Annotated in this window: 20 protein-coding genes; 6 read left to right on the top strand and 14 right to left on the bottom strand. The window is 74.4% G+C overall.

What is annotated here, in order from left to right; all coding sequences use genetic code 11:
* Positions 1-67: 67 nt before the first annotated feature.
* The 3 genes from ACFC1F_RS15380 to ACFC1F_RS15370 all read right to left on the bottom strand — a co-directional run bounded on the left by ACFC1F_RS15380 (position 68) and on the right by ACFC1F_RS15370 (position 2,389).
* Entirely contained in the window at positions 68-1,168 is a 1,101-nt protein-coding gene (locus tag ACFC1F_RS15380; protein ID WP_376158586.1) for a CU044_5270 family protein, read from the bottom strand.
* A complete protein-coding gene (locus tag ACFC1F_RS15375) occupies positions 1,165-1,788 on the bottom strand; it encodes an RNA polymerase sigma factor (protein ID WP_376158584.1) in 624 nt (207 codons plus the stop codon). Before ACFC1F_RS15375 ends, ACFC1F_RS15380 begins: the two co-directional genes overlap by 4 nt.
* An 88-nt stretch (positions 1,789-1,876) precedes the next feature.
* Positions 1,877-2,389, bottom strand: coding sequence for a PadR family transcriptional regulator (locus ACFC1F_RS15370; RefSeq protein WP_376158582.1), 513 nt, complete (start codon positions 2,387-2,389; stop codon positions 1,877-1,879).
* A gap of 91 nt (positions 2,390-2,480) precedes the next feature.
* Between ACFC1F_RS15370 and ACFC1F_RS15365 the strand changes: the two genes are divergently transcribed.
* Positions 2,481-3,035 (top strand): hypothetical protein, encoded by a 555-nt coding sequence (locus ACFC1F_RS15365; RefSeq protein WP_376158580.1) that lies wholly within the window; start codon positions 2,481-2,483, stop codon positions 3,033-3,035.
* A gap of 104 nt (positions 3,036-3,139) precedes the next feature.
* Here the strand turns inward: ACFC1F_RS15365 and ACFC1F_RS15360 are convergent, their stop codons facing one another.
* Entirely contained in the window at positions 3,140-4,588 is a 1,449-nt protein-coding gene (locus ACFC1F_RS15360; protein WP_376158578.1) for a PLP-dependent aminotransferase family protein, read from the bottom strand.
* Here ACFC1F_RS15360 and ACFC1F_RS15355 point away from each other — a divergent pair.
* The 3 genes from ACFC1F_RS15355 to ACFC1F_RS15345 all read left to right on the top strand — a co-directional run bounded on the left by ACFC1F_RS15355 (position 4,587) and on the right by ACFC1F_RS15345 (position 8,224).
* Positions 4,587-5,822 carry an aminotransferase class V-fold PLP-dependent enzyme gene (locus ACFC1F_RS15355; protein WP_376158576.1) on the top strand — a complete coding sequence of 412 codons (1,236 nt, stop codon included), beginning with the start codon at positions 4,587-4,589 and terminating at the stop codon, positions 5,820-5,822. The genes ACFC1F_RS15360 and ACFC1F_RS15355 overlap by 2 nt on opposite strands.
* Positions 5,819-7,174: an MFS transporter gene (locus tag ACFC1F_RS15350; RefSeq protein ID WP_376158574.1), complete on the top strand. Its 1,356-nt coding sequence runs from the start codon at positions 5,819-5,821 to the stop codon at positions 7,172-7,174. The genes ACFC1F_RS15355 and ACFC1F_RS15350 overlap by 4 nt, the downstream gene beginning before the upstream one ends.
* Before the next feature lie 171 nt (positions 7,175-7,345).
* The gene (locus ACFC1F_RS15345; protein WP_376158572.1) at positions 7,346-8,224 is read left to right on the top strand and encodes a hypothetical protein; all 879 of its coding nucleotides are present in this window, start codon (positions 7,346-7,348) and stop codon (positions 8,222-8,224) included.
* A gap of 246 nt (positions 8,225-8,470) precedes the next feature.
* Here the strand turns inward: ACFC1F_RS15345 and ACFC1F_RS15340 are convergent, their stop codons facing one another.
* The 3 genes from ACFC1F_RS15340 to ACFC1F_RS15330 all read right to left on the bottom strand — a co-directional run bounded on the left by ACFC1F_RS15340 (position 8,471) and on the right by ACFC1F_RS15330 (position 11,274).
* On the bottom strand, positions 8,471-9,406 hold the full coding sequence (locus ACFC1F_RS15340) for an AraC family transcriptional regulator (protein WP_209416382.1): 936 nt from the start codon (positions 9,404-9,406) through the stop codon (positions 8,471-8,473).
* Positions 9,407-9,573: 167 nt separating this feature from the next.
* Complete coding sequence (locus ACFC1F_RS15335; protein WP_209416384.1) at positions 9,574-10,500, bottom strand: NADP-dependent oxidoreductase; 927 nt, start codon at positions 10,498-10,500, stop codon at positions 9,574-9,576.
* 144 nt (positions 10,501-10,644) lie between these two features.
* Entirely contained in the window at positions 10,645-11,274 is a 630-nt protein-coding gene (locus ACFC1F_RS15330) for a TetR/AcrR family transcriptional regulator (protein WP_376158570.1), read from the bottom strand.
* A gap of 187 nt (positions 11,275-11,461) precedes the next feature.
* On the opposite strand from ACFC1F_RS15330, the gene ACFC1F_RS15325 reads away from it, so the two are divergent.
* Positions 11,462-12,883 (top strand): amidase, encoded by a 1,422-nt coding sequence (locus tag ACFC1F_RS15325; protein WP_376158568.1) that lies wholly within the window; start codon positions 11,462-11,464, stop codon positions 12,881-12,883.
* Between the two features lie 143 nt (positions 12,884-13,026).
* Here the strand turns inward: ACFC1F_RS15325 and ACFC1F_RS15320 are convergent, their stop codons facing one another.
* From ACFC1F_RS15320 to ACFC1F_RS15305, 4 genes are all read right to left on the bottom strand, one after another.
* Complete coding sequence (locus ACFC1F_RS15320) at positions 13,027-14,022, bottom strand: hypothetical protein (RefSeq protein WP_376158566.1); 996 nt, start codon at positions 14,020-14,022, stop codon at positions 13,027-13,029.
* The gene (locus ACFC1F_RS15315) at positions 14,019-14,396 is read right to left on the bottom strand and encodes a PadR family transcriptional regulator (protein ID WP_209416389.1); all 378 of its coding nucleotides are present in this window, start codon (positions 14,394-14,396) and stop codon (positions 14,019-14,021) included. Before ACFC1F_RS15315 ends, ACFC1F_RS15320 begins: the two co-directional genes overlap by 4 nt.
* A gap of 206 nt (positions 14,397-14,602) precedes the next feature.
* Positions 14,603-15,391: an isocitrate lyase/phosphoenolpyruvate mutase family protein gene (locus ACFC1F_RS15310; RefSeq protein WP_376158564.1), complete on the bottom strand. Its 789-nt coding sequence runs from the start codon at positions 15,389-15,391 to the stop codon at positions 14,603-14,605.
* Positions 15,388-16,854 carry a hypothetical protein gene (locus tag ACFC1F_RS15305; RefSeq protein ID WP_376158562.1) on the bottom strand — a complete coding sequence of 489 codons (1,467 nt, stop codon included), beginning with the start codon at positions 16,852-16,854 and terminating at the stop codon, positions 15,388-15,390. Before ACFC1F_RS15305 ends, ACFC1F_RS15310 begins: the two co-directional genes overlap by 4 nt.
* A gap of 65 nt (positions 16,855-16,919) precedes the next feature.
* Here ACFC1F_RS15305 and ACFC1F_RS15300 point away from each other — a divergent pair, with 65 nt between their 5' ends.
* The gene (locus ACFC1F_RS15300) at positions 16,920-17,621 is read left to right on the top strand and encodes a helix-turn-helix transcriptional regulator (protein ID WP_209416392.1); all 702 of its coding nucleotides are present in this window, start codon (positions 16,920-16,922) and stop codon (positions 17,619-17,621) included.
* Positions 17,622-17,648: 27 nt separating this feature from the next.
* On the opposite strand, the gene ACFC1F_RS15295 is transcribed toward ACFC1F_RS15300, so the two are convergent.
* The 3 genes from ACFC1F_RS15295 to ACFC1F_RS15285 all read right to left on the bottom strand — a co-directional run bounded on the left by ACFC1F_RS15295 (position 17,649) and on the right by ACFC1F_RS15285 (position 21,748).
* Entirely contained in the window at positions 17,649-18,137 is a 489-nt protein-coding gene (locus ACFC1F_RS15295) for a DinB family protein (RefSeq protein WP_376158560.1), read from the bottom strand.
* A gap of 31 nt (positions 18,138-18,168) precedes the next feature.
* Positions 18,169-18,969, bottom strand: coding sequence for a VOC family protein (locus tag ACFC1F_RS15290; protein WP_376158558.1), 801 nt, complete (start codon positions 18,967-18,969; stop codon positions 18,169-18,171).
* 241 nt (positions 18,970-19,210) lie between these two features.
* On the bottom strand, positions 19,211-21,748 hold the full coding sequence (locus ACFC1F_RS15285) for a germacradienol/geosmin synthase (protein WP_376158556.1): 2,538 nt from the start codon (positions 21,746-21,748) through the stop codon (positions 19,211-19,213).
* Positions 21,749-21,878 lie beyond the last annotated feature (130 nt).

Here is a 21,878-nt window from a genome sequence, read left to right as displayed (position 1 = left end):
CGCCGCCCGGTTCGAAGGCCCGCTTCGAAGGCCCGGACCGTTTCGCCGGACCGGGCCCTCGCCGCCATCAGCTCCCGGTCGGCGCCTCCTTGATCCGGTCGACGATCGCACGCGTCATCACGGCCTGGGTGAACACCACCGTGCCGGGCTTGATCAGGCCGTTCTCGCCGGACTCCCCCTCGACCTGGACGCTGCGCTCGCCGAGGAACGCGAGGGTCGTGCTGTCGAAGATCCATTCGGTGCGCAGGCCGGAGGTGTCGTCCAGGCGGGCGACCGCGACCCCGTGCCGGCCGACGGCGTCGACCGCGTCGTCCACCGTGACCACGCCGGGGATCTTCGCCGCGGCCTTGTAGAGCGCGACCGTGAGGGCGGCCGGCGGGTAGCTCCCGCCCAGGAGGTCGCCGATGGTGGTGAACGCCTCCTGGTCGGGGGTGCGGCCCTTGCCCCGGGTCTCCTCGTAGATCTTCCGCAGCAGTGCGTCCGGGTCGGTGGGCAGGGTTGCGAGGTAGTTGTACGTGGGCGCGTTGAGGTTCGCCGTCGGGGCCTGGCCCGTCTCGGTGGGCCCTGCCAGGGTGATGCCCTCGGGGCCGGTGACACCGCGCTCGATCAGCCAGCCCTTGGTGCCGTCCGGGGAGCTCCAGGTCTCGCGCTGGTGCAGCTCGTCGCTGACCAGGGTGCTCTTGCCGTGGTCGGTCCGCACGTGGGTGCCAGCCGACTTCGAGCCGATGTAGACGAACTGGTTCTCGCGCACCGGCGACGGGCCCGGGACGGCCGCGCTGGCCAGGGAGATGCGGTCGAGGAGCTGCGGGGCGCCCTTGGGGTCGGCGACGCCGATCCGGGTGGTCAGCAGCGGGCCGGTGGCGAGGCCGGAGCCGTGGTCCGTGGCGTCCCCGGGGCCGAGGAGGTGGACGCCGGTCCCGATCGTGGCGGCCAGGACGCAGGCGGCCGCGGGCAGGAGGACGGCGCGACGCAGGAACGGGCTGCGCGGCCTCGTGGTGCGGGCCGGGCGCGCGGGGGCGGCGGTCCGGAGGTCTTCGTGGATCCGGGTCATGAGGCGCTCCTTGTGGAACTGGTGGCGGCCCGCCGGCAGTTCCCGCTCCACGGACGGCAGGAGGTGCTCGGTCTCCTCCCACTCGGCCGGGTGGGGCTGGGAAAGGTTGGCGTTCATCGGATTCCTTCCTGTGCGGGCCGGACCGCGTTCGCACGGTCGCCATGTGTCTGTCGGGGCCGACCGGCGGGTTCCCGTCTGTTCCTCTTCAGTTCCGCGTCGGCGAGCTTGCGCAGCTTCGTGCGGGCGCGGGACAACCGGGAGCGGACGGTGCCGACCGGGACGCCGAGGACCTGGGCGGCCTGGACGTACTCCAGGCCCTCCCACAGGCACAGGACGAGGACTTCGCGCTCGGGGCGCCGCAGCACGCTCAGCTGTGCCAGCGTGACCGCGATGCGCTGCCGGTCGTCGAGCCGGCCGGCCACCTCGTCGGCGTGGTCGGGGACGGCTGCCGGCGCCGCCACGGCGGCTGCGGCCGCGGCCCGGTAGCGCCGGTTGCCGCGGCAGTGGTTGCGGGCGAGGTTGGTGGCGACGCCCAGCAGCCACGGCCGGAGCGAGCCGCCCTCGGGCTCCACCGTGCCGCGCAGCCGCCACGCCTCCATGAAGGTCGCCGACATGACGTCCTCCGCGACGGACCAGTCGCCGGTCAGCCGGAAGACGTGGTTGTAGACGGTGCGGGCGTAGCTGTCGAAGAGCTCCGCGAAGGCGTCGGGATTCCCGGCCCGCACCCGGGATCGCATCTCTGTGGTCACTCCTGTCGGCTGTCCGGCATCACGGGGCGGGTTCCCGTGACGCGCGCCACAGTCGGCCCTCCGGGCAGGAACCGGACTACCGGATCTGCTCGGCCGCCCACTCGGCCCACTCGCGGCGCATCGCGTTGAACCGGAGGCCGTACTCCAGGGCGATCCGGCCGTAGACGGAGAGCTGGTCGCCGCCCCAGTCGATGGAGTCGGCCAGTGCGCGCAGCTCCTCGTTCCCCCGGTCGGACAGCTCGGCCAGTCCGGTGAGGTAGGCCCGCGACTGCTCGGGGGTGAGCACGCCGAGGAAGAAGACCCTCAGCAGGATGTCGCTGCGGGTGTTGCGCTGCGGGGTGGTCTCGGTCAGCCAGTGCCGCAGCTCTGCCAGCCCTTCGGCGGTGAGGGTGTACTCCTTCCGCCCGCGCGGGCCCTCCGCCGTGACGCTGATCAGTCCGGCGTCGGCGAGCCTGGACAGCTCCGTGTAGATCTGGCTCTGGGTGGCGGGCCAGACGTCGGCCAACGAGGTGTCGAAGCTCTTGAGCAGGTCGTACCCACTGGCCGGGCGATCGGACAGCAGTCCGAGGAGGGCGTATCGGAGACTCATGCGGACCACCTTACCTTCCACTGTTGACATGTCACTCATGCAATGTACAGTTCAGACCTGTCAGACTTGGAACGTTGAGGGGGACTTCCGAATGTCGTACGTGCGCACCTTCCTTCCGTGGATCGTCTTCGCGGTGCTTCCGTCCGGGCAGTGGCAGTGGGCCTCGCTGGCCGCGCTGGTGGTGGCGGTGGCGCTGATCGCCCAGCAGCGCCGGGCCGGGGCCGGCTTCGACGCCCTGATCATCGAGCTGGGCTCGGCGGCCTACTTCGCGGCCCTGGCGGCGGTCGCCTTCGCCGACCCGCAGTCGGGCGTGCACGACTACTCGGCGGCCCTGTCCTCGGCCACCCTGGCCCTGATCGCCGGGGTCTCACTGCTCATCGGCAAGCCGTTCACCCTGGGCATCGCCAAGCGCACCACGCCCCAGGAGGTCTGGGGGCTCAAGCCGTTCATCCGGACCAACGTCGTCATCACCGCCGTCTGGACGGCGGCCTTCGCCGCCACGGCCGCCGTGCTGGCGGCGTTCGCCCACGCCGGCCAGGGCCACTCGACGGCCGCGACGCTCACGCAGGTCGCCGGCTTCGCCCTCCCGATGGTGTTCACCGTCCGCTACGTCGCCGCCGTGCAGGCGAAGGCCGGCCTGAGCTGACCCCCGGCCCGCAGGCCGGCCACACCGGCCACCCCGCCCCGACCACCCCGCCCACGCCCGGCCCGGCCCCGACAGTCACGGCCCAGCGCTCACGGCCCCGGCGGTCAGTCCCCCAGCGAGCGGACCGCGCCGGCCAGGCGGCGGGCGGCCTCGGTGAGCTCCGCGGGGTCGGCGGCCGCCGCGAAGCCGAGGCGCAGGTGGGCACTGGGCGGCTCGGCCGGGAAGTAGCGGTGGCCGACGTTGACCGACACCCCGTGCGCCCCGGCCGCATCGGCGACCGCGGCGTCGGTGACGGCGCGGTCGGTGAGGGCCGGCGGCAGCCGCAGCCACAGGTGGAGTCCGCCGGCCGGGCTGTCGGCGAGCGGCCAGTCGGCGAGTTCGCGGGCCAGCGCGTCCTCCAGGGCCGTGCGGCGGTCGCGCAGGGCGGTGGCCAGCGTCCGCAGGTGGCGGTCCCAGGCGGGCGTGCTGAGCAGTTCGACGGCCGCCTCCTGGAGCGGGCGGGCGATGAAGAAGTCGTCCACCCGCCGCATCGCCTGGAGCCGGCGCATGACCGGGCCGCGGGCGACCAGCGCGCCGATCCGCAGGCTGGGCGAGGCCGGTTTGGTGAGCGAGGTCAGGTGGACCACCGTGCCGTCGCGGTCGTCGGCCACCAGCGGGCGCGGTACCGGCCGGCCGTGGCCGAGGTGGCGGGCGAAGTCGTCCTCGATCAGGAACGCCCCGGCGGCGCGGGTCACGTCGACGACCTGGCGGCGGCGCTCCGGCGCGAGCACGGTGCCGGTCGGGTTGTGGAAGGTCGGCTGGCAGTAGAGCAGTCGCGCCCCGGTCATCGCGAAGGCGTCGGCCAGCAGATCGGGGCGGATGCCGTCGTCGTCGATCGGCACGGGCACCGGCCGCAGGCCTGCCGCGCGGGCGGCGGCGAGCGCCCCGGGATAGGTGGGCGACTCGACGAGCACCGGGCTGCCGGGTGCGGCGACGGCGCGGAACAGCATCGACAGCGCCGCCTGGCCGCCGCCCGTGACCAGCACGTCCTCGGGACCCACGCCGCCGCCCACCTGCCGGGCGAAGATCGCACGCAGCGGCGCCAGGCCTGCGGCGGGGGCGCGGTGCCAGGCGTCGGGCCTGCGGGCGGCGCGGGCCAGGGCCGCACCGAGCGCCCGGGTGGGCTGGAGGTTCTCGTGCAGGTAGCCACCGGAGAGCGCGATGGTTCCGGCGGGCAGGGGTCCTGACGGCCCGTCCGTCTCGGCCGACGCGGCGTCGTGGTCGGCGCCCGGGTCGCGCTCCCGTCCGGCCAGGGCGACCGCCTGCCAGGAAGTGTCCGGAGCGCCCTCCCCATGCCTGGCCCGGCGGGCGGCGACGTAGGTGCCACTGCCGGGCCGGGTGACCACCGCACCCTCGGCGGCCAGCAGGGCGATCGCGCGGGACACGGTGACCGGACCGACGCCGTGACGGGTGATCAGGTCGCGGCTGCTGGGCAGCCGGTCGCCGGGAGCGAGCGCGGCGATCTCCGCGCGGAGGATCGTCACCAGCGCGCCAGTACTGCTACTGTCAGACATGAAGATACAGGATAGCGCTTCTGAGTCAGCGTCGGAACCGCTTCTCGACCTCGCCGCCCTCCGCGCCGACACCCCCGGCTGCGATTCGGTGATCCACTTCAACAACGCCGGCTGCGGTCTGATGGCCCGTCCGGTGCTGGGCGCGATGCTCGACCACCTGCGCCTGGAGGCCGCCATCGGCGGCTACGAGGCCTCCGCCGCCCGGGCCGCCGAGGTGGCCGACTTCCACGCTGCGACCGCCGAACTCGTCCACACCCGCCCCGGCAACATCGCCTTCGCCGGCAGCGCCACCCACGCCTACTCCAAGGCACTGTCCGCGATCGACTTCCGGCCGGGCGACGTCGTCCTCACCACCCGCAACGACTTCATCTCCAACCAGATCGCCTTCCTCGCCCTCCGCCGGCGTCACGGCGTCGAGATCGTGCACGCCCCCGACCACCCGGACGGCAGCGGCGTCGACGTCGCGGCGATGGCCGCGCTGATGCGCGCCCGCCGCCCGCGCCTGGTCGCCGCCACGCACGTGCCGACCAACTCCGGCCTGGTCCAGCCGGTGGCGGAGATCGGCCGCCACTGCCGCGAACTCGACCTGCTGTACCTCGTCGACGCCTGCCAGTCGGTCGGCCAGCTCGATGTCGACGTCGAGCGGATCGGCTGCGACCTGCTCACCGCCACGTGCCGCAAGTTCCTTCGCGGGCCGCGCGGTTCGGGCTTCCTCTACGTCTCGGACCGGGTGCTCGCGGCCGGCTACGAGCCGCTCTTCATCGACATGTACGGCGCCCGCTGGACCGGGCCGGAGAGCTACCGGCCGGTGGACACGGCGGCCCGCTTCGAGGAGTGGGAGTTCCCGTACGCCACCGTCCTCGGCAGCGCCGCCGCCGTCCGCTACGCCCTGCGGGTCGGCATCGGACCGGTCGCCCGGCGCACCCCGGCGCTGGCGGCGCGGCTGCGCGAACAGCTGGCCGGCGTTCCCGGGGTGCGGCTGCTCGACGGCGGCCCGGCACCGGCCGCCCTGGTCACCTTCGCGATCGAGGGGTGGCGGCCGCAGCCGTTCAAGGCCGCGATGGACGCGCGCGGCATCAACTCCGCGCTCAGCTTCCGGGAGTTCGCGCACTTCGACTTCGCCGACAAGGACGTGGAGTGGTGCCTGCGGCTGTCGCCGCACTACTACAACACCGAGGACGAGGTCGACGCCGTCGCCGCGACCGTCGCCGAGCTGGCGGGGAGCGCCCGATGACCGACGCTCCGGCCGGGTCCGACGCCGGCGGCACCGCGCCGCCGCCGGCACCCGCCGCTGCCGGTGCCGCGGCAGTGGCGGAGCCGGAAAGCCTCTGGCGCAACCGCGACTTCCTGACGTTCTGGCTCGGCGAGACGGTGTCGCTGCTCGGCACCCAGATCACCAACCTCGCCCTGCCGCTGACCGCGATCCGCGCCTTCCACGCCACCGACGAGCAGGTCGGCCTGCTCCGCTTCCTCCAGCTCGTGCCGTACCTCGGACTGGCCCTGCTGATCGGGGTCTGGACGGACCGGGTACGGCGCCGGCCCGTCATGCTGGGCGCCAACCTCGTCCGGCTGGTGCTGCTCTCACTGGTCCCGCTGCTCTACTGGTGGGACGCCCTCGACCTGCCCGTCCTGCTGGTGATCGCCTGCGCCGTCGGCGTCGCGTCCGTGGTCTTCGACGTGAGCTGGATGTCGTACGTGCCGGTGCTGGTCCGCGACCCCGGGCACTACGTCGAGGCGAGTGCCAGGATGGGCACCAGCTCCTCCGCCGCCGACGTGGCCGGTCCCGGGCTCGCGGGCGTCCTGGTGTCGGCGCTCACCGCCCCGGTGGCCCTGGTCGTGGACGCCTGCTCGTACGCGGTGTCCGTCGTCTCGCTGCTGCTGATCCGCACCCCCGAGCCGCGCCCCGAGCCCGTGGCCGAGCGACACCTGCTGCGCGAACTCCGGGACGGGCTGGGGTGGGTCATGGGCAGCGGGGTGCTGCGGGCCCTGGCGCTCATCGGCTTCTGCTGCAACTTCTCCATGGTCACCGTGTGGACGATGTTCCTCCTCCACGGCACCAGCGACCTCCACCTCACCTCGACCACGCTCGGGGCGGTCTTCGCGACCGCCTCGGTCGGCGGGTTGATCGGCGCGCTGGTCTCCCGCAGGGTCATCGCGCGGTTCCCGACCGGCCGCGTCTACCTGGTGGCCCAGTCGGCGCTGCTGCTCGGGCCCACCCTCATCACCCTGGCCGCCGGGCCCCGGCCGGTGATGGTCTCGATGTTCGTGCTGTCCTTCTTCACCACCTACCTGGGCCTCGGCGTGGCGGGCGTGGTCATCGTCAGTCTGCGCCAGGCGCTGACCCCGCAGTCGATGATGGGGCGGATGACGGCGGCCTTCCGGACGCTGCTGTTCGGCGGCGGCGCCCTCGGCGGGCTCTTTGCCGGCCTGCTCGCCGGCCGGATCGGCGCCGAAGGCGCACTGAGGGTGGCGGCGGCCGGCTCCGCCCTCGTCGTGATCGGACTGGTCGTCTCCCCGGTGAGCCGGCTGAGGAGCATGCCCCTGGCCCCGCCCGAGGAGCCCCGGGCCGCCGACGCCGGCCGGTGACCGCGGGCGGCGCACACCGCCGTCCGCGGGGTACCGCAGGACCGCCGGAGTCGCCGAGCGCCGCCGGGCGTCGTCGGGCCCGGCGCACACCGCCGCCCGCGGTACGGCGGGCACCTGCGGCGACGCGGCGTCCGTTGCGTAGGCTGGCGGCGAGCCCCGAGGAGATGCGCCATGCCCGTCCGCCCCAGCCTCCTGTTCGTGACCGATCTCGGCTACCAGGCCCGGGGGCGGCGCTACTGCGACGAGGACGTCTTCCTGACCTCCCGGCTGCGCGAGGACTTCGACCTCGCGCTGTGCCACCCGCTGGACGCCGCCGCGCTGATGGACGGCTTCGACGCGGTCGTGGTCCGCAACAGCGGCCCGGTGCTGCACTACCAGCGGGAGTACGACGCCTTCCACGACCGGGCCGTGGCCCGCGGCACCCGGGTCTACAACCCGCTCTCGGGCCGCGGCGACATGGCCGGCAAGCAGTACCTGCTGGACCTGACCGCCGCCGGGTACCCGGTCATACCCACCGTCGACCGGCCGCAGGACGTGCACCTGCTGCCCGAGGCCGCCGAGTACGTGGTCAAGCCCAGGACGGGCGCGGACTCCATCGGCCTCGCCTTCGTGCCCCGGAGCGCGCTGGACGACCTGGTCGACGACGGCGGCCTCGGGCACGACGACGTCCTCGGGCACGACGGCGCCCTCGCCCACGAAGGCATCCTCGTCCAGCCTCGGATCGACTTCCGGTACGAGGTGTCGTTCTACTACGTCGACGACTCCTTCCAGTACGCCCTCCACGCCCCCGACCCCGCCCGGCGCTGGGTCCTCGAACCCTACGAGCCGAGCGGGGACGACCTGGCCTTCGCCCGCCGCTTCATCGACTGGAACACGCTCGACCACGGCATCCAGCGCGTGGACGCCTGCCGGACGCGGGAGGGCGGGCTGCTCCTGGTCGAGCTGGAGGACCTCAACCCCTACCTGTCGCTGGACCTCGTCCCCGAGCCCACCCGCGACGCCTTCGTGGCCGCCATGACGGACTCGCTCCGCCGCTTCCTGGCCGGCTGACCCGCCGTCCGGCCGGACGTCAGGCGTCTCGGAGTCCGCCGCCTCCGAGGCCTTCAGCCGCCTGCCGAGGAGGATGAGCAGCTGGACGAGGCTCGGACCTGTGCCGGGGATCAAGGTAGGGGCGAACGCCCTTCCTGGACAGAGCAATTGGAGGATCCGATTCGACCGCCCCGACACGGCGGGAGAAGCCGGCCCGGGTGGGCCCGAGCGGCTCAGCCGGCCCGGCGGCCAGGCGGCCCGAGCGGCTCAGGCGGCGCGGGTGTCGCGTCGGTAGCCGCCGGGGGCCTGGCCGAACTCGCGCTTGAAGGCCTTGGCGAAGGCGTACTCGGAGCCGTAGCCGGCCCGGGTGGCGATGGTGGTGAGCGGCGCCTCGGACTCGCGGAGCAGCCGGGCGGCGGTGGTCAGGCGCCAGCGGGTGAGGTAGGCCATGGGCGGCTCCCCGACGAGGGCGGTGAAGCGGCGGGCGAAGGCGGCCCGGGAGAGGCCGACCCGGCTCGCCAGCGACTCGACGGTCCACGGGGTCGAGGGGGTCTCGTGGATGGCGGCGAGGGCCGGGGCGACGGCGCAGTCGCTGAGGGCGGCGGCCCAGCCGGCCGCGGCCACGGCGGGCTGGTCCTCGAACCAGGCCCGCAGGATGTACAGGAGCAGTGAGTCGATCAGGGCGGGGACGATGCCCGTCGAGCCGAGCCGGGGGTTCTCCAGTTCGGCGCCGAGGAGTTGGACGGCCGCGGTGAGCTCGGGGTGCCGGCCCTGGCCGGTGGACAGGTGGACGACCTCGGGCAGTTGGCGGAGCATCGGGTGCGGGCGGCCCTGGTCCAGGTGGTAGTTGCCGCAGAGGAGGCTGGTCCGGGGGCCGTCGCCGCCGAGGGTGACCGTGCCGATCGGCGTGCTCGGCCGGTACTGGTCGGGCCGTTCCGGTGCGGCCGGGGTGCTGGGGTGGTCGGCGAGGATGTGGCCGCGGCCGTCGCGCAGGAAGACGACGTCGCCGGGGCTGAGGGCGATCGGCTCGTCGTTGCCGGCGCACTCCAGCGGGATCAGCCAGCAGGTGCCGTGCAGCACCACGTGGAAGCCGGCGCCGGCGACCGGGGGCAGGCGCAGGCCCCAGGGGGCGCGCCCCTCGGTGCGGACGGACGTGGGGTTCCCGGTCCGCATCGAGCCCAGTGCCTCGGTCAGGATGTCCATGGTCCGCCCCCGTTCGCCGTGTTCCGTCCCCACCCTAAGGTCCGTCTTTGAAGACGGACCTTGGGGCCGGGCCTCGCATGTCCGCCCGCGTGGTCCGGTGCCGGAAGGGCCCACCCCCGTCGGGCCCCTCCGGCACCTCCCCCCTCCCCCGTCCGTCACCGTCCCGCTCAGGCAACGGTGAGGACGACCTTGCCCTGGACCCGGCCGGAGCCGACCAGCTCGTGGGCCTTGCCCGCGTCGGCGAGCGGGAAGGTCTCGGCGACGTGCGGGCGGATCCGGCCGGCGTCGACGAGGGCGGCGATCGCCTCCAGCGACGCGTAGTCGGGCTCGACCGAGACGCCCGCGAACCGCCGCCCGGCCGCCTCGATCCGGGCCGCCAGCTCCTGGTTCCAGTGCTCCATGATGCTGACCAGGGTGCCGCCGGGCCGCAGCACCGACAGCGCACGGGTGCCCTCGGAGGACGAGTCGAAGACGACGTCGACGTCGCGCACCACCTCGGTGTAGTCGGTGGTCCGGTAGTCGATGACCTCGTCGGCGCCGAGGCCGCGCACGAACTCGTGCTTGGGCTCGCTGGCGAGGGCGATCACGTGGGCGCCGCGGGCCTTCGCGATCTGGACCGCGTAGTGGCCGACGCCGCCGGCCGCGCGGTGCACCAGCACCCGCTGCCCCTCGGACAGTTGCGCCGCGTCGACCAGGCCCTGCCAGGCGGTGAGGGCGGAGAGCGGAAGGGCGGCGGCCTGCACGTGGTCGAGCGTGGCGGGCTTGCGGGCCACCTGCCGGGACGGCACCGCGACGTAGTCGGCGTAGCCGGTGGCGGCCCGCGGGAAGAACGGCATGCCGAACACCTCGTCGCCGACCTTGAACCTGGCCCCCGGGCCGGCCTCCTCGACCACGCCGGAGATGTCCCAGCCGACCCCGTAGGGCGGCTCGCCGAGCAGCGGGTAGGCGCCCGAACGGACTGCCACGTCAACCGGGTTGACCCCACTGGCGTGCACGCGGACGAGGACCTCTCCACCGAGGGGGGCGGGACGCTCGGTCTCGACGACCTCAAGGACCTCGGGGCCGCCGAAGGACTTCTGGATGACTGCACGCATGGGGGGGTCTTCCTTCCGGCTCGTCCGCCCGGCTGCCGGGCGGCTTGTGATGTCCTCAACTCTAGGAAGGCCGGACGAGCCGCTGAATATCCTTCAGTCTTCGAAAGATGTCCGATCGTCTTCCCCGACGAGCGCCTCGGACGGTCACGCCGGCGGGGGCTGCCGCCCCGCCCAGAGACGGGCCAGCTGGACGTGGAGGATGTCGCCGGCCTCCTGCGGCGTGAGGTGGCCGGCGAGGACGTGCACGGTGAGGCCGTCGGCGAGGGCGAGGACCGTACGGGCCTCCCGCCGCGCGTCCAGGGGTGCGTCCTCCCCGGCGGGTTCGCCGGTGCCCCGGGCCGCGCCCTCCTCGATCAGGCGGGCGAACGCGTCCTCCAGCGGTGCGTAGCCGGCCCGCAGGGTCTCGGCGAGCGGTGCGCTGACGACGGCCTGGGCGACGAAGGCGAGCCAGACCCGGGCCTCGGCGCGGTGCTGCTCGTCGAGCAGGGCGACCTCGGAGGCCGCGTGGCCGAGGGCGGTCGCGGCGGACTGCGCCGGGGTGCGGACCAGACGGGCCCGGACCCGTTCGGCGATGCGCTCGCCGACGTGGGCGAGCGCGAAGACGAGCATCTCCTCCTTGGTGCGGAAGCAGCGCTGGACGGCGCCCATCGAGATCTGCGCGCGGTCGGCGACGTCGCGCACGGTGACGCCCTCCAGCCCGCGCTCGTCGGCGAGGGCGCAGACCGCCTCGGCGATGACGCGGCGCCGTTCCTCGTGGTCCACCTGCCGGGGCATCGGCCGCCTCCTTATTCGATGCGCTCGTATCGGTTCACAGGCTACAGTGGGCGCGTTCCGATACGAGCGCATCGGTACGTGCCCGCGTACGGCAGCACGTGCCCGAGTGCGGCAGACCGGTACGCACCGGCGTACGGCGACACGCGACCGCGTACGGCAAGAGGACGACGAGAGGACGGCAGGGGCGATGCAGGACACCATCTGGACGATGACGGCCGCCGAGCAGGCGGCGGCGGTGCGCAGCGGCGAGGTCTCCGCCGTCGAAGTGGTCGACAGCCACCTGGCCCGCATCGCCGAGGTCAACCCGCAGGTGAACGCGGTCACCCAGCTCCTCGCCGACCGCGCCCGCGAGGCCGCGGCGGCGACGGACCGGCGCCGCGCGGCGGGCGGACAGCTGGGGCCGCTCGCGGGCGTGCCGTTCACGGTGAAGGAGAGCACCCCCGTCGAGGGCGTGCCGACCACCTTCGGCGTCAGGCGCTTCCGCGACCTGGTGGCACCGGCCGACGCGCTCCCGGTGGCCCGGCTCCGTGCGGCCGGGGCGATCCCGATCGGGCACAGCAACATGCCCACCCTGGTCCTGGCCGGGATGCACACCCGCAGCGAGCTGTTCGGCGACACCGCCAACCCGTGGGACGCCGGCCGCACCCCGGGCGGGTCGAGCGGTGGCGACGCGGTGGCCGTCGCCACCGGTATGGCCGCGCTCGGGCTGGGCAACGACTCCGGCGGATCGGTCCGCATCCCGGCCCAGTTCTGCGGCGTGACGGCGCTGAAGCCGTCCACCGGGCGGTTCCCGGCCGATCGCCGCGTCATCGGCCCGGACGACCCCGGGCCGGCCACCCAGTTCCTGGTCACCGACGGCCCGTTGGCCCGGAGCGTGGACGATCTGCGGCTCGCCTACGAGGTGCTGGCGGGCAGCGATCCGCGTGACCCGTGGGCCGTCCCGGTGCCCGTCCGCGGCGCACGGCTCCCCGGGCCGGTGAAGGTCGCGGTGGTCGCCGACCCCGGCGGCCACGGCGTCCACCCGGCGGTCCGCGCCGCCGTCGGGACCGCCGCCGAGGCGCTGCGCGACGCGGGCTACGACGTGCGCGAGGTGCCGGACGTGCCGCGGCTGGACGAGGCGCTGGAGGCGTACGACCGGATCACCGTCACCGAGTTCGCACCGAACTGGCCGGCCGTACGCGGGCTGCTCGGCGAGGGCGGGGACCGCTTCATCGGGATGGTGATGGAGCGGGTGCGGCCGGCCACCTCCGACGAGCTCGTGAGGCTGATGGGGACGTGGCTGGACATCCGCCGTTCCTGGGCCGAATTCCTGGAGGAGTACCCGCTGTTGCTCGCTCCGGTGTTCACCGAGCCGCCCGTCGAGCCCGGCCTGGAGTCGCGCGACCGGGCCGGCCGGGACCGGGTCGCCGCGGCGATGCGCCTCTGCTCGGTGACCAGCTTCGTCGGCGTCCCCGGCGTGGCCGTCCCGACCGGGGTGGCCGACGGGCTGCCGGTCGGCGTCCAACTCGTCGGGCGCCCGTTCCGCGAGGACCTCTGCCTCGACGCGGCCCGGGCCGTCGAGGACCGGCTCGGCGTGTTCACCCCGATCGACCCGCGCACGGCCGCCTGACGCCGGGGGGCTCAGCCGCGCGGGCGGCGCGGGCATGACGGGCGGCGCGGGCGGCCCGGGCGCGACGGTCAGGGCGCGCCTCCAGGTCAGGGCGCGCCCCCGGCCCGGGCCTGCGCTCCGGGCCGGCGGGCGCGCCGCCGGGCTCAGGCCGGTTCGACCGGCTCCACCGAGGGGCGGACCCGGTGGCGGGTGGCCGCCACGGTGGCGGTGAAGGCCAGCAGCGCGAGCACGACGAGCAGGTTGCGCAGCAGGTCGTGCCCGTTGAACGGCGGCCGCCAGTAGTACGGCGGGGCCAGCATGACCGTCCAGGGCAGGACGGCCAGCGCGACCCCGGCGGCGCGGACGCGGTCGGTGCCCCGGCGGGCGAGGTTGAGCAGCAGCGCGATGCTCATCACGACGGCCGGCCAGGCGGTGGAGACGTCCAGCAGGGTGCGGTTGGCGTCCGAGAAGACGTGGTCCTCGGCCACGCCCTCGTCCGGCCAGGGCCAGAGGAAGGCGAGCGCGCCCATGGGCAGGGCGAGGGCGAGCGCGGTGGCCACCGTCTCGGTGCGGGCACGCAGGGAGAGGTCGACGCCGTCCGGCGGGGCGAGGAGCAGGACGCTGAGGAGGAGCCAGAAGCCGGCCAGGGGGAGGTACTGGAACAGCGCCAGGCTCTCGTGGGCGAAGAAGGCCGCGGCGGCCGCCGTCCGCACCAGGGTGCCCGCCAGGACCAGGAGCCGGGCCGCCCCCCAGCGGCCGCCGGCCGCGCAGAGCAGGGCGAGGATCCACGGGACGGTCTGCACCGCGCCCACGGCGACCCGCAGGGCGGGGTGGCCCTCGTCGCCGAACTTGTCGGGCAGGAAGAGCCCGAGCAGCAGGTGGACCACGGCCAGGCCCGCCCCGCCGGCCAGCAGGTACGGCGCGGCACCGGCGAGGAAGCGGCCCGCCGGGTCGCTGGAGCTGAGCCGGGTGCGCAGCCGGACGGCGTGCGCGGCGACGGTGGCCCACTCGCGCAGCACGGTGCGGCGGTCGGCGCCCTCAAGGCTCTCGGAGAGGACGGCGGCGATCTCCGCGCCGTTCGCGGCCCGGTACTTGGCGGGGTAGAGGCCGAGCAGCGGGAGGCGGGTGGGCAGGCCGAACTGCGGGGAGGACGCGCTCATGCCGCACCCCCGGCCGGCGCGAGCCGCACGAAGCCCGCCTGGAGGCCGGGCCGGCGGCCGAGGGCGAGCCTGCGCTCCGCCTCGACGACCCCGGCGCGCAGGCGCTCCGTCTCCTCGGCCAGGACGCCGCGGCCGTCCTCGGTGAGGGCGAAGGTGCGGCGCAGCCGTCCGCCCACGACCTCCTCGTGGTCGATCCGGATCAGGCCCTGCTGGAGGAGGCGGTCCAGCGCCGTGTAGAGGGTGCCGGTGAGGAGCTTGGTCCGGCCGCCGGAGATGGCCAGGACCTCCTGGACGATCGCGTAGCCGTGCCGCGGGGCGTCGGCCAGCGCGGTGAGCACGAGCCTGGTCGGCTCCTGTAGTTGACGGTTTCCCATGATCGGGAGCATAGGTCAACCATTGGGATATGTCGATGGTTTAGCTATCGGCTCTTCCGCCGGCTGCCTGCCCGTCAGGCGCGGCCCCCTGCGCCCGCTTCGATGCCACCCGCCGGGAAACGCGCCCCGGGCCCCGTCCTGACACGGCCCCGCCGGGAAACGCACCCGGGCCCCGTCCCGGCACGGCCCCGCCGGGGGTGGCGCCCTTACACCCCGTCCCGGTGCAGCCCCGCGACCTCCCCGTACGCGGGCACCGCACCCGCCATCGGCCCGGCCGCGCCATCCCGGACGGCGACCGCCGTCTGCACGGCCGCCGCCAGCGCCGCCCGGTAGAGCAGCGAGCCGAGGCTGACCCGGGCGACGCCGAGGTCCGCGAGCCGCGCCGGCGGCGGGCCCGCCGGGTTGTACAGGATGTTGAGCGGGACGGCGAGCCGCCCGGCCAGGGCCTCGATGGCCGCCGGATCGGCGAGTCCGGGGACGAACACGCCGTCCGCGCCCGCCTGTTGGTAGGCGGCGAGGCGCCGATCGGTCTCCGGGCCGGGATCGGTGACCCCCAGCCAGTGGGTGTCGGTCCGGGCGTTGACGAAGAGGTCGGGGACGGCCGCCTTCACCGCCGCGATCTTCGCGGCGTGCACGGCGACGGGCGCGAGCGTATCGTCCGCGCGGCCGTCCTCCAGGTTGATGCCGACCGCGCCAAGACTCGCCAACTCGACGGCCAGATCGGCCACTTCGGACGGATCGTCGGAGAACCCGGACTCGACGTCGACCGAGAGCAGGAACCGCCCCCGCCCGAGCCGGCGGGCGAGCCGGAGGGTCTCCCCGCGGGTGGCGGCGACGCCGTCGGGCAGACCGGCGGCCGCGGCGACGCCGAGACTGGTGGTGCCGATCGCGGCGAAGCCCTGCCCGGCGAGGGCTGCGGCGGAGGCGTGGTCCCAGGCGTTGGGGAGCAGCAGCGGCTCGCCGGGCCGGTGGTGGAGTGCGGCGAACGCAGTCACGACGCGGCCCCTTCCGCACCGGCGCGCAGGTCGCCCACCGCGTCCGCGTAGTACGCCGACTCGGCGACGTGGAAAGCGAGTTGCCGGAACGTCCAGCCCGTACCGGGTGAGTGGTCGAGCTGCTCAGGGGTGAGGGCGGCGAGGCGCCTGGCCCAGATCCGGGCGAGCCGGGTGAGGCGGCTGCGGGCCTCGTCCAGGTCGGCCGGGGTGAACGGCGCGAGATCGGCCGGGGTGGTGGCGGCGGAGGCGTGCCAGTGGTCGGGTTCGGTGGCCTCGCCGGCCAGCCGGGCCTCCAACTCGGCGAGGTGGTCGAGGAGATGGTCGGCCACCCGGCGGACCGCCTTGTGCGGGGTGTACGTCCGGCCGTCGGCGGCCACCGGGCGCCCGTCCCACTCCGTCCACGTCGCGGCGAGGGCCAGCACGTGCTCCACCGTCGCGGACACCACCGCCCCCGGGTCTCGTCCGTCGGTCACGGGGGTGTCGGCGGCCGTCGGGCCCGCCGGGTCGGAGGCGCCGTGCAGGATCCCGGCGGCGAGGGCGAGCGCGTGGGTGCGGCCGGGGCAGATCCGCGGCGGCCCCCCGAAGGTGAGCGGCGGCCGGCCGGGGGCGCCCTGCTGGGCGGCGGCGACGTCCAGAACGACCCGTGTGCCGGCCGGCAGTCGGACCGTGCCCACCACGGCGTCGCGCACGGCCAGCCGCCGCATCACCGGCACCGGCGGGTCGTGACGCAGCGTCCGGTCGAGCAGGCCCTCGCCGCCCGGCGCCTCACCCGCCGCACCGCGGCAGCCGGCCCGGCGGGCGTTCCCGACCAGTGTGGCGGTGGCGTCGCAGGCCTGGACGAGCAGCCCGATCCGGTTGGCCGCGAGCTCCTCCGGGGCCGGGCCCCCGACGTCCGCCCCGTCCACCACCGGGGCGCTCGCCCCGTCCACCACCGCGCCACCCACGGCCATCCGCGGCAGCAGCCAGGCCACCGCCGCGTCCGCCTCGGCGTCGTCCGGCGCCTCCGCGAAGTACGCCCGCGCCACCACGGAGACCGCCCGCGCGACGGCGTCCGGCTCCGCCAGCCCGAGGCCCTGCGCGAGGGCGCGGACGGCCCGCAGCCGCGCGTCCGGCTCGAACCCGGCCGCGGCGGCCACCCGCAGGGCGGCCGGGTCGAGCCGGGCGAGGTCCGCCTCGACCAGGGCGCGCCGGGCCGCGTGCTCCTCCCCCGCGCTGAACCGGGCGACGGCCGCCCGCAGCCACGCCACGCCCCCGGCGGGCCCGGAGGCGGCGGGCAGCGGCACCAGGTCGGGGTGGGCGAGGGCGTCCACGACATCGTCGTACCACGCGAAGGACGGCTCGAACGACCGCTCGGAGGACGGCTCGGAGGACGGCTCGGAGGACGGCTCGAACGACCGCTCCGGGGAAGGCTCCTGGGACCGCTCGGACGTCCCGGAGGTGCTCAAGGTGCTCGGGGTGCTCATGCCCGTCACGCTAGGCGCGGAACGTTTCGGCCCCGGCCGAACCGTGCCCGGGGCACCATGGACCCATGCCACTCGCCCAGCTCGCCGCCCTGCTCGCCGACCCGACCCGCGCCGCGTTCTGCACCGCCCTGCTGGACGGCCGGGCCTGGACCGGCGGCGAGCTGGCCCGCCACGCCGGCGTCGCGCCGTCCACGGCCAGCGAGCACCTGTCCCGGCTGATCGCCGGGGGTCTGCTGGCCGAGGAGCGGCAAGGGCGGCACCGGTACGTCCGGCTGGCGGGCCCGGAGGCGGCGGCGCTGATCGAGGACCTCACCTCCTTCGCGGAGTCGGCGCCCGCGAAGGCGCCCGCCAAGGCCCCCCGCACTCTGCGCGAGTCCACCCGGCTGAGCGCCGAGGCCCGCGCCCGCACCTGCTACGACCACCTGGCCGGCCGCCTCGGCGTGGCGGTCACCGATGCCGTGCTGGCCCGCGGCCTGGTGGCGGACGACGCCGGGCTCGCCGTCACCGGGAGCGGGCGGGAGTGGCTGGCCGCCGCCGGCATTGAGCTCCCGGCCCGGGCGGGGCGCGGCGGCGGCCGGCCGCTGGTCCGCGGCTGCCTGGACTGGACGGAGCGCCGCACCCATCTGGGCGGGGTGCTGGGCGCCGCCCTCTGCCGGACGGCGCTGGACCGGGCCTGGGTGGAGCGGATCGGCTCCGGCCGGGCCCTGCGGGTGACGCCCGACGGCGACCGGGCCCTGAGCGAGCTGCTCGGCCTCCGACTCGCCTGAGCGCGCCCCTCATCCCCATCGTCTTCGTCATCCCATCGTCTTCGCCCCGTCCAGGGACTCCCGGATGATGTCCGCGTGCCCGGCGTGCTGCGCGGTCTCCGCGATGATGTGCAGCAGCACCCGCCGCACCGACCAGCTGGCGCCCGGTTCGAACCACGGCGCCTGCGGCAGCGGGTGGGCGCGGTCCAGGTCGGGCAGGGTCGAGACCAGCTCGTCGGTCTCGTGCGCCACCCGCTCGTACGCGGCCAGCAGCGACTCCAGCGTCTCGCCGTCCGCCATCCGGAACTGGCCCTCCCAGTCGACCGGCTCGCTGTTCATCGCGTCCGCGCCGCCGACCGCGAACCGCATCCACCGCGTCTCGACACCCATGACGTGCTTGATCAGGCCGCCCAGGCACAGCTCGCTCACGGTGGTGCGCCGGGCGGCCTGTTCGTCGGTGAGGTCGCGGACGGTGTAGCGCAGGAAGCCGCGGTGCTTGTCCAGCGTCTGCAGCAGGTCGGCGCGCTCGCTGCTCACCGGGGCACCCCGTCCGTCAGGTGTCCGCCCATCACGCGTCCGCCATCACGGGCATCTCCCCCGCCGTCTTCCCGAGGTCGATGATGCCGAAGGCCGCGCCCTGCGGGTCGCCGACCGCCGCGAACCGGCCGAACGGGGTGTCCATCGGCCCGGCGTACAGCTTCCCGCCGCGCTCGGTGATCCTGGCGATGGCCACGTCGCAGTCGTTCACGGCGAAGTACACGCTGATGTAGGACGGTGCCTCGGGCGGGAGGTCCTCCGGGCCCATCTTCATCCGGCCGAGGACGGGTTGGCCCTCGACGTGGAAGATCTTGTAGTCCATCTCCCCGCTCTCCATCTTCTTGGTGGTGAACGGGAAGACCGCGGGGAAGAACCCGTCCGCCTTGCCGGCCTCGCGGGTGAGCACCTCGGCCCAGGCGTACGCGCCGGGCGCGCCCTGCTTCTCGAAGCCCTTGTGGCTGTCGGCCTGCCAGACGCCGAACGCGACGCCGCCCGGGTCCTTGGCGATCACCATCGTGCCGAAGTCGCCGACCTGCATCGGGCCCATCAGCACCTCGCCGCCGTTGGCGCGGATGCCCTCCGCGGTGGCGCCGGCGTCCGGCGAGGCGAAGTACAGGCACCAGGCGGACGGCGGCGAGTCCTCTCCCGGCATCGGCGGCACGATGGCGGCGACCGCCTTGCCGTCGGAGTACGCCGTCGTGTAGTTGCCGAACTCCGACGAGCTCTCGCCGAAGGTCCAGCCGAGCACGTCGCCGTAGAACGCCTTCGCCCCCTCCAGGTCGGCGAACATCGCGTCGGCCCAACAGGGTGTGCCCTCGGGTAGCACGGCCATGTGTCTGCCCTCTTCCAGTGACAGGTGACAAGTGACAGGTGGGACATCTGTGACGTTTTGCCCCGATTCGCCACAGTAGCCAGTCCCCCGCCCGGCCGCGCCCCGAGCCACCCGGGCAAGCCCGGCCACCCCGGCCACCCGTCCCCGCCCACTGCCCGTCCACCGCCCGTCCACCGCCCGAACGCCGACGGCCCGCCGGTGCACCCACCCGGCGGACCGTCCCGACAACGGCGGCGTGCCGCTAACCGGCCACGTCCACCGCACCCACCGGAGCGGTCAGCGCCGCGCCGAACGGTGCCCGCGCCCCCGCCGTCCCGAAGCCGGCCGGCCCGGACGGCACCAGCCCCGGGCGCGGCGCCCCCTCCGCCGCACCGGCGGCCGCACCCGCCGGCGCCGCCGCCACCACGAACCGCGCCGCCGACGTCCCCAGCCCCTTCGGCCCCAGCGCCACGCCCTCCACCGCGGCGGGCGCCGCCGGGAGCTCCTCCCGCCCGAAGTGCCGCTTCAGGTCGTCCTCCGTGTACCGCTTGCAGCCCCGGTGCCAGATCAGGATGCCCGCGAGCCAGTTCTCCAGCTCCTTGACGTACCCGTCGAGCACCGCCCGGCTCTCCGGCCCCAGGTCGAAGTCGTCGTAGAGCACCGGGAACTCGTTCCGCGCCACGTGCTGGAACTGCTCCACCCGCGAGTGCATCAGGTCGTCGACGATGCGGACGGCGGCCGGGTAGTCGCAGTTGAAGAAGTTCTGCACCACCAGCACCGCGTTGTGCACCTCGCCCTCGTACTCCACCTCCTTCTGGTACGAGAACAGGTCGTTCATCATGCACGCGTAGTCGGCGGCCGCGTTCTCCAGCGAGCGCATCGGCCCGCTCTCGTAGACCCCGGACGGCACGGACTGCCCGTGGGCCAGCCGGCAGAGGCTCATGGTGAGGTCGGAACCGAAGGTCCTGCGCCGCATCTCGATGTAGTCGACGGGGTCGGGGATCCGGTTCTGCGCCTGGTTGTTGAGCTCCCAGACCCAGCTCTCCACCATGGACTCGACGGCCGTGCGGAACTTCCGCCGGGCGTCGGCGGTCATCGGCCCGGCGGTCCGCTCCCAGAGGTCGGCGAGGCCGCGCTCCAGGGCGTTCACCGGCTCGGGCACCGGGCCGCCGTCGAGGGGCATGAACGCGGAGAAGCGCGCGGTCAGCAACTTGGCGCCGGCCAGGTCGCGGGTCCGCCCGAACACCGCCGGGTAGTAGTCGTCCCCGTAGGTGCCCCAGGTCAACCAGGCCGACGTGAGGTCGAGTTGCTCGGCCGTGGCGTCCGGGTGGATGCCGGCCGAGCAGAGCGGGAAGTCGTAGTCGGCGACCTTCTCCGCCGTCCAGACGTCCGAACCGGGCACGCCGGGCTGCGCCTCCAGCATGCCCATCCGGTCGGCCCACTCGACGGTGTGGCGCCGCGAGGTGTCCAGGTGCTTGTTCAGGTCGACACTGAACGGCAGCTTGAAATCGGGCAGTTGGGACGGGCCCACGTGCTGGAACGGCACGTGGGCGTGCGAACGCGCGCGCCGCACCGCCGGGTCGACGCCGCCCGGCGACCCGGGTGTGCCTTCCAGCGTGTTGATCCCGGGCGCGTTGATCCCCAGCGCGCCGCTCAGCGAGCCCAACTCGCCCAGCCCGCCGGGCAGTGCGCGCCCCGGGCCGGTCCTCAGCACGTCCAGTGCGGACGTGCCGATCCCGCCGATCGCGTACTGGTCCCACCAGTTGTCCCCGGCCGAACCCGCCGAACCCGCCGAACCGGCCGCCGCGCCGCCGCCGTTCATGTACCGACTGGACCGCATGTGCCACTCGTGACCGCCGGACTGCCAGTCCTGGAGGCCCTTGACGTACGCCAGCACCTTGGCGCAGCCCACCGGGTCCAGCCCGGTTTCGGCGAACAGCGACGGGAGTTCGGTGAACACGGTGTTCTCGAACTGCTGGAGCCGCGAGGTGAGCAGGTCGTTGACGGCCTCCGCGGCCTCCTGCGTCGAGCAGCCCAGGAAGGTCTCCAGCACGAGGATGCCGTTGCTCAGCTCGCCCTCGTCCTCGACCTCGCGCTGGTAGGAGAAGATGTCGTTGCGCAGGTGGACCCCGTCCGAGAAGGCGTCCATCAGCACCCGCAGCGGCCGCGATCCAGAAACCTCCTGCGGCACCTCGGCGTTGGCCGCGTACTCGATCAGCCCGGCGGACCAGGGCGCGCCGCCGACCTTGCGGCGCATCTCGATGTACTCGACCGGGTTGGAGATCCGGCCCGCGTTGATGTTGGCGAGCTCCCAGAGCGACTCGTTGAGCAGGTTCCGGGTGCTCTCGGCGAACCGGATCCGCCAGTCCTCGCCCATCGTCGGCACGGTGCGCCGCCAGAGGTCGGCCAGGCCCGCCTCGACCGGGTTGGTGGGCTCGGGCATCGGCGTGGACGGGTCGGCCGGCATGAACAGCGGCAGCCGGTCCAGGTAGGCCTTGCCGCCCTCGCGGTCGTTGGTGCGCTTGAAGACCTCCAGGAAGTGGTCGTCGAAGAAGAACACCCACACGTACCAGTCGGTGACCAGCGACAGCGCCTCGGCGGAGGCGTCCGGGTGCGTGTAGGCGCAGAGCAGGCCGTAGTCGTGCGCCTCCAGGTCGGCCTGGTCCCAGATCCCCGAACCCTCCAGCATCCCCATCTCCCGCGCCCACGCGGTGGAGTGGGTGCGGGCCTCTTCCAGATGGGGGTTGAGGCGCGCCGGGTGCGGCACGTAGAAGGAGGGCAGTTCGAACGGCTGAGTCACCGGGCGAGCCTTTCTGGACGTGTCAAGGAGGCCGACCGGCACAACGAGGCGGGCCTGCGTCCTGCACCACCCGTCACCCGGTCGGCTCAGCATTACCCCCTGCCGGAACGCCACACCGGAGAACAGGAAC

The sequence above is a fragment of the Kitasatospora sp. NPDC056181 genome, from assembly GCF_042266225.1.
Lineage (GTDB): Bacteria > Actinomycetota > Actinomycetes > Streptomycetales > Streptomycetaceae > Kitasatospora.
This window is presented reverse-complemented; position numbering and strand designations above follow the sequence as displayed.

Coding starts and splice junctions, on each gene's coding strand:
- ACFC1F_RS15380 (WP_376158586.1), bottom strand. CDS start 1,168: ATGAACGCCAACCTTTCCCAGCCCCACCCGGCCGAGTGGGAGGAGACC.
- ACFC1F_RS15375 (WP_376158584.1), bottom strand. CDS start 1,788: ATGCGATCCCGGGTGCGGGCCGGGAATCCCGACGCCTTCGCGGAGCTC.
- ACFC1F_RS15370 (WP_376158582.1), bottom strand. CDS start 2,389: ATGAGTCTCCGATACGCCCTCCTCGGACTGCTGTCCGATCGCCCGGCC.
- ACFC1F_RS15365 (WP_376158580.1), top strand. CDS start 2,481: ATGTCGTACGTGCGCACCTTCCTTCCGTGGATCGTCTTCGCGGTGCTT.
- ACFC1F_RS15355 (WP_376158576.1), top strand. CDS start 4,587: ATGAAGATACAGGATAGCGCTTCTGAGTCAGCGTCGGAACCGCTTCTC.
- ACFC1F_RS15360 (WP_376158578.1), bottom strand. CDS start 4,588: ATGTCTGACAGTAGCAGTACTGGCGCGCTGGTGACGATCCTCCGCGCG.
- ACFC1F_RS15350 (WP_376158574.1), top strand. CDS start 5,819: ATGACCGACGCTCCGGCCGGGTCCGACGCCGGCGGCACCGCGCCGCCG.
- ACFC1F_RS15345 (WP_376158572.1), top strand. CDS start 7,346: ATGCCCGTCCGCCCCAGCCTCCTGTTCGTGACCGATCTCGGCTACCAG.
- ACFC1F_RS15340 (WP_209416382.1), bottom strand. CDS start 9,406: ATGGACATCCTGACCGAGGCACTGGGCTCGATGCGGACCGGGAACCCC.
- ACFC1F_RS15335 (WP_209416384.1), bottom strand. CDS start 10,500: ATGCGTGCAGTCATCCAGAAGTCCTTCGGCGGCCCCGAGGTCCTTGAG.
- ACFC1F_RS15330 (WP_376158570.1), bottom strand. CDS start 11,274: ATGCCCCGGCAGGTGGACCACGAGGAACGGCGCCGCGTCATCGCCGAG.
- ACFC1F_RS15325 (WP_376158568.1), top strand. CDS start 11,462: ATGCAGGACACCATCTGGACGATGACGGCCGCCGAGCAGGCGGCGGCG.
- ACFC1F_RS15320 (WP_376158566.1), bottom strand. CDS start 14,022: ATGAGCGCGTCCTCCCCGCAGTTCGGCCTGCCCACCCGCCTCCCGCTG.
- ACFC1F_RS15315 (WP_209416389.1), bottom strand. CDS start 14,396: ATGGGAAACCGTCAACTACAGGAGCCGACCAGGCTCGTGCTCACCGCG.
- ACFC1F_RS15305 (WP_376158562.1), bottom strand. CDS start 16,854: ATGAGCACCCCGAGCACCTTGAGCACCTCCGGGACGTCCGAGCGGTCC.
- ACFC1F_RS15300 (WP_209416392.1), top strand. CDS start 16,920: ATGCCACTCGCCCAGCTCGCCGCCCTGCTCGCCGACCCGACCCGCGCC.
- ACFC1F_RS15290 (WP_376158558.1), bottom strand. CDS start 18,969: ATGGCCGTGCTACCCGAGGGCACACCCTGTTGGGCCGACGCGATGTTC.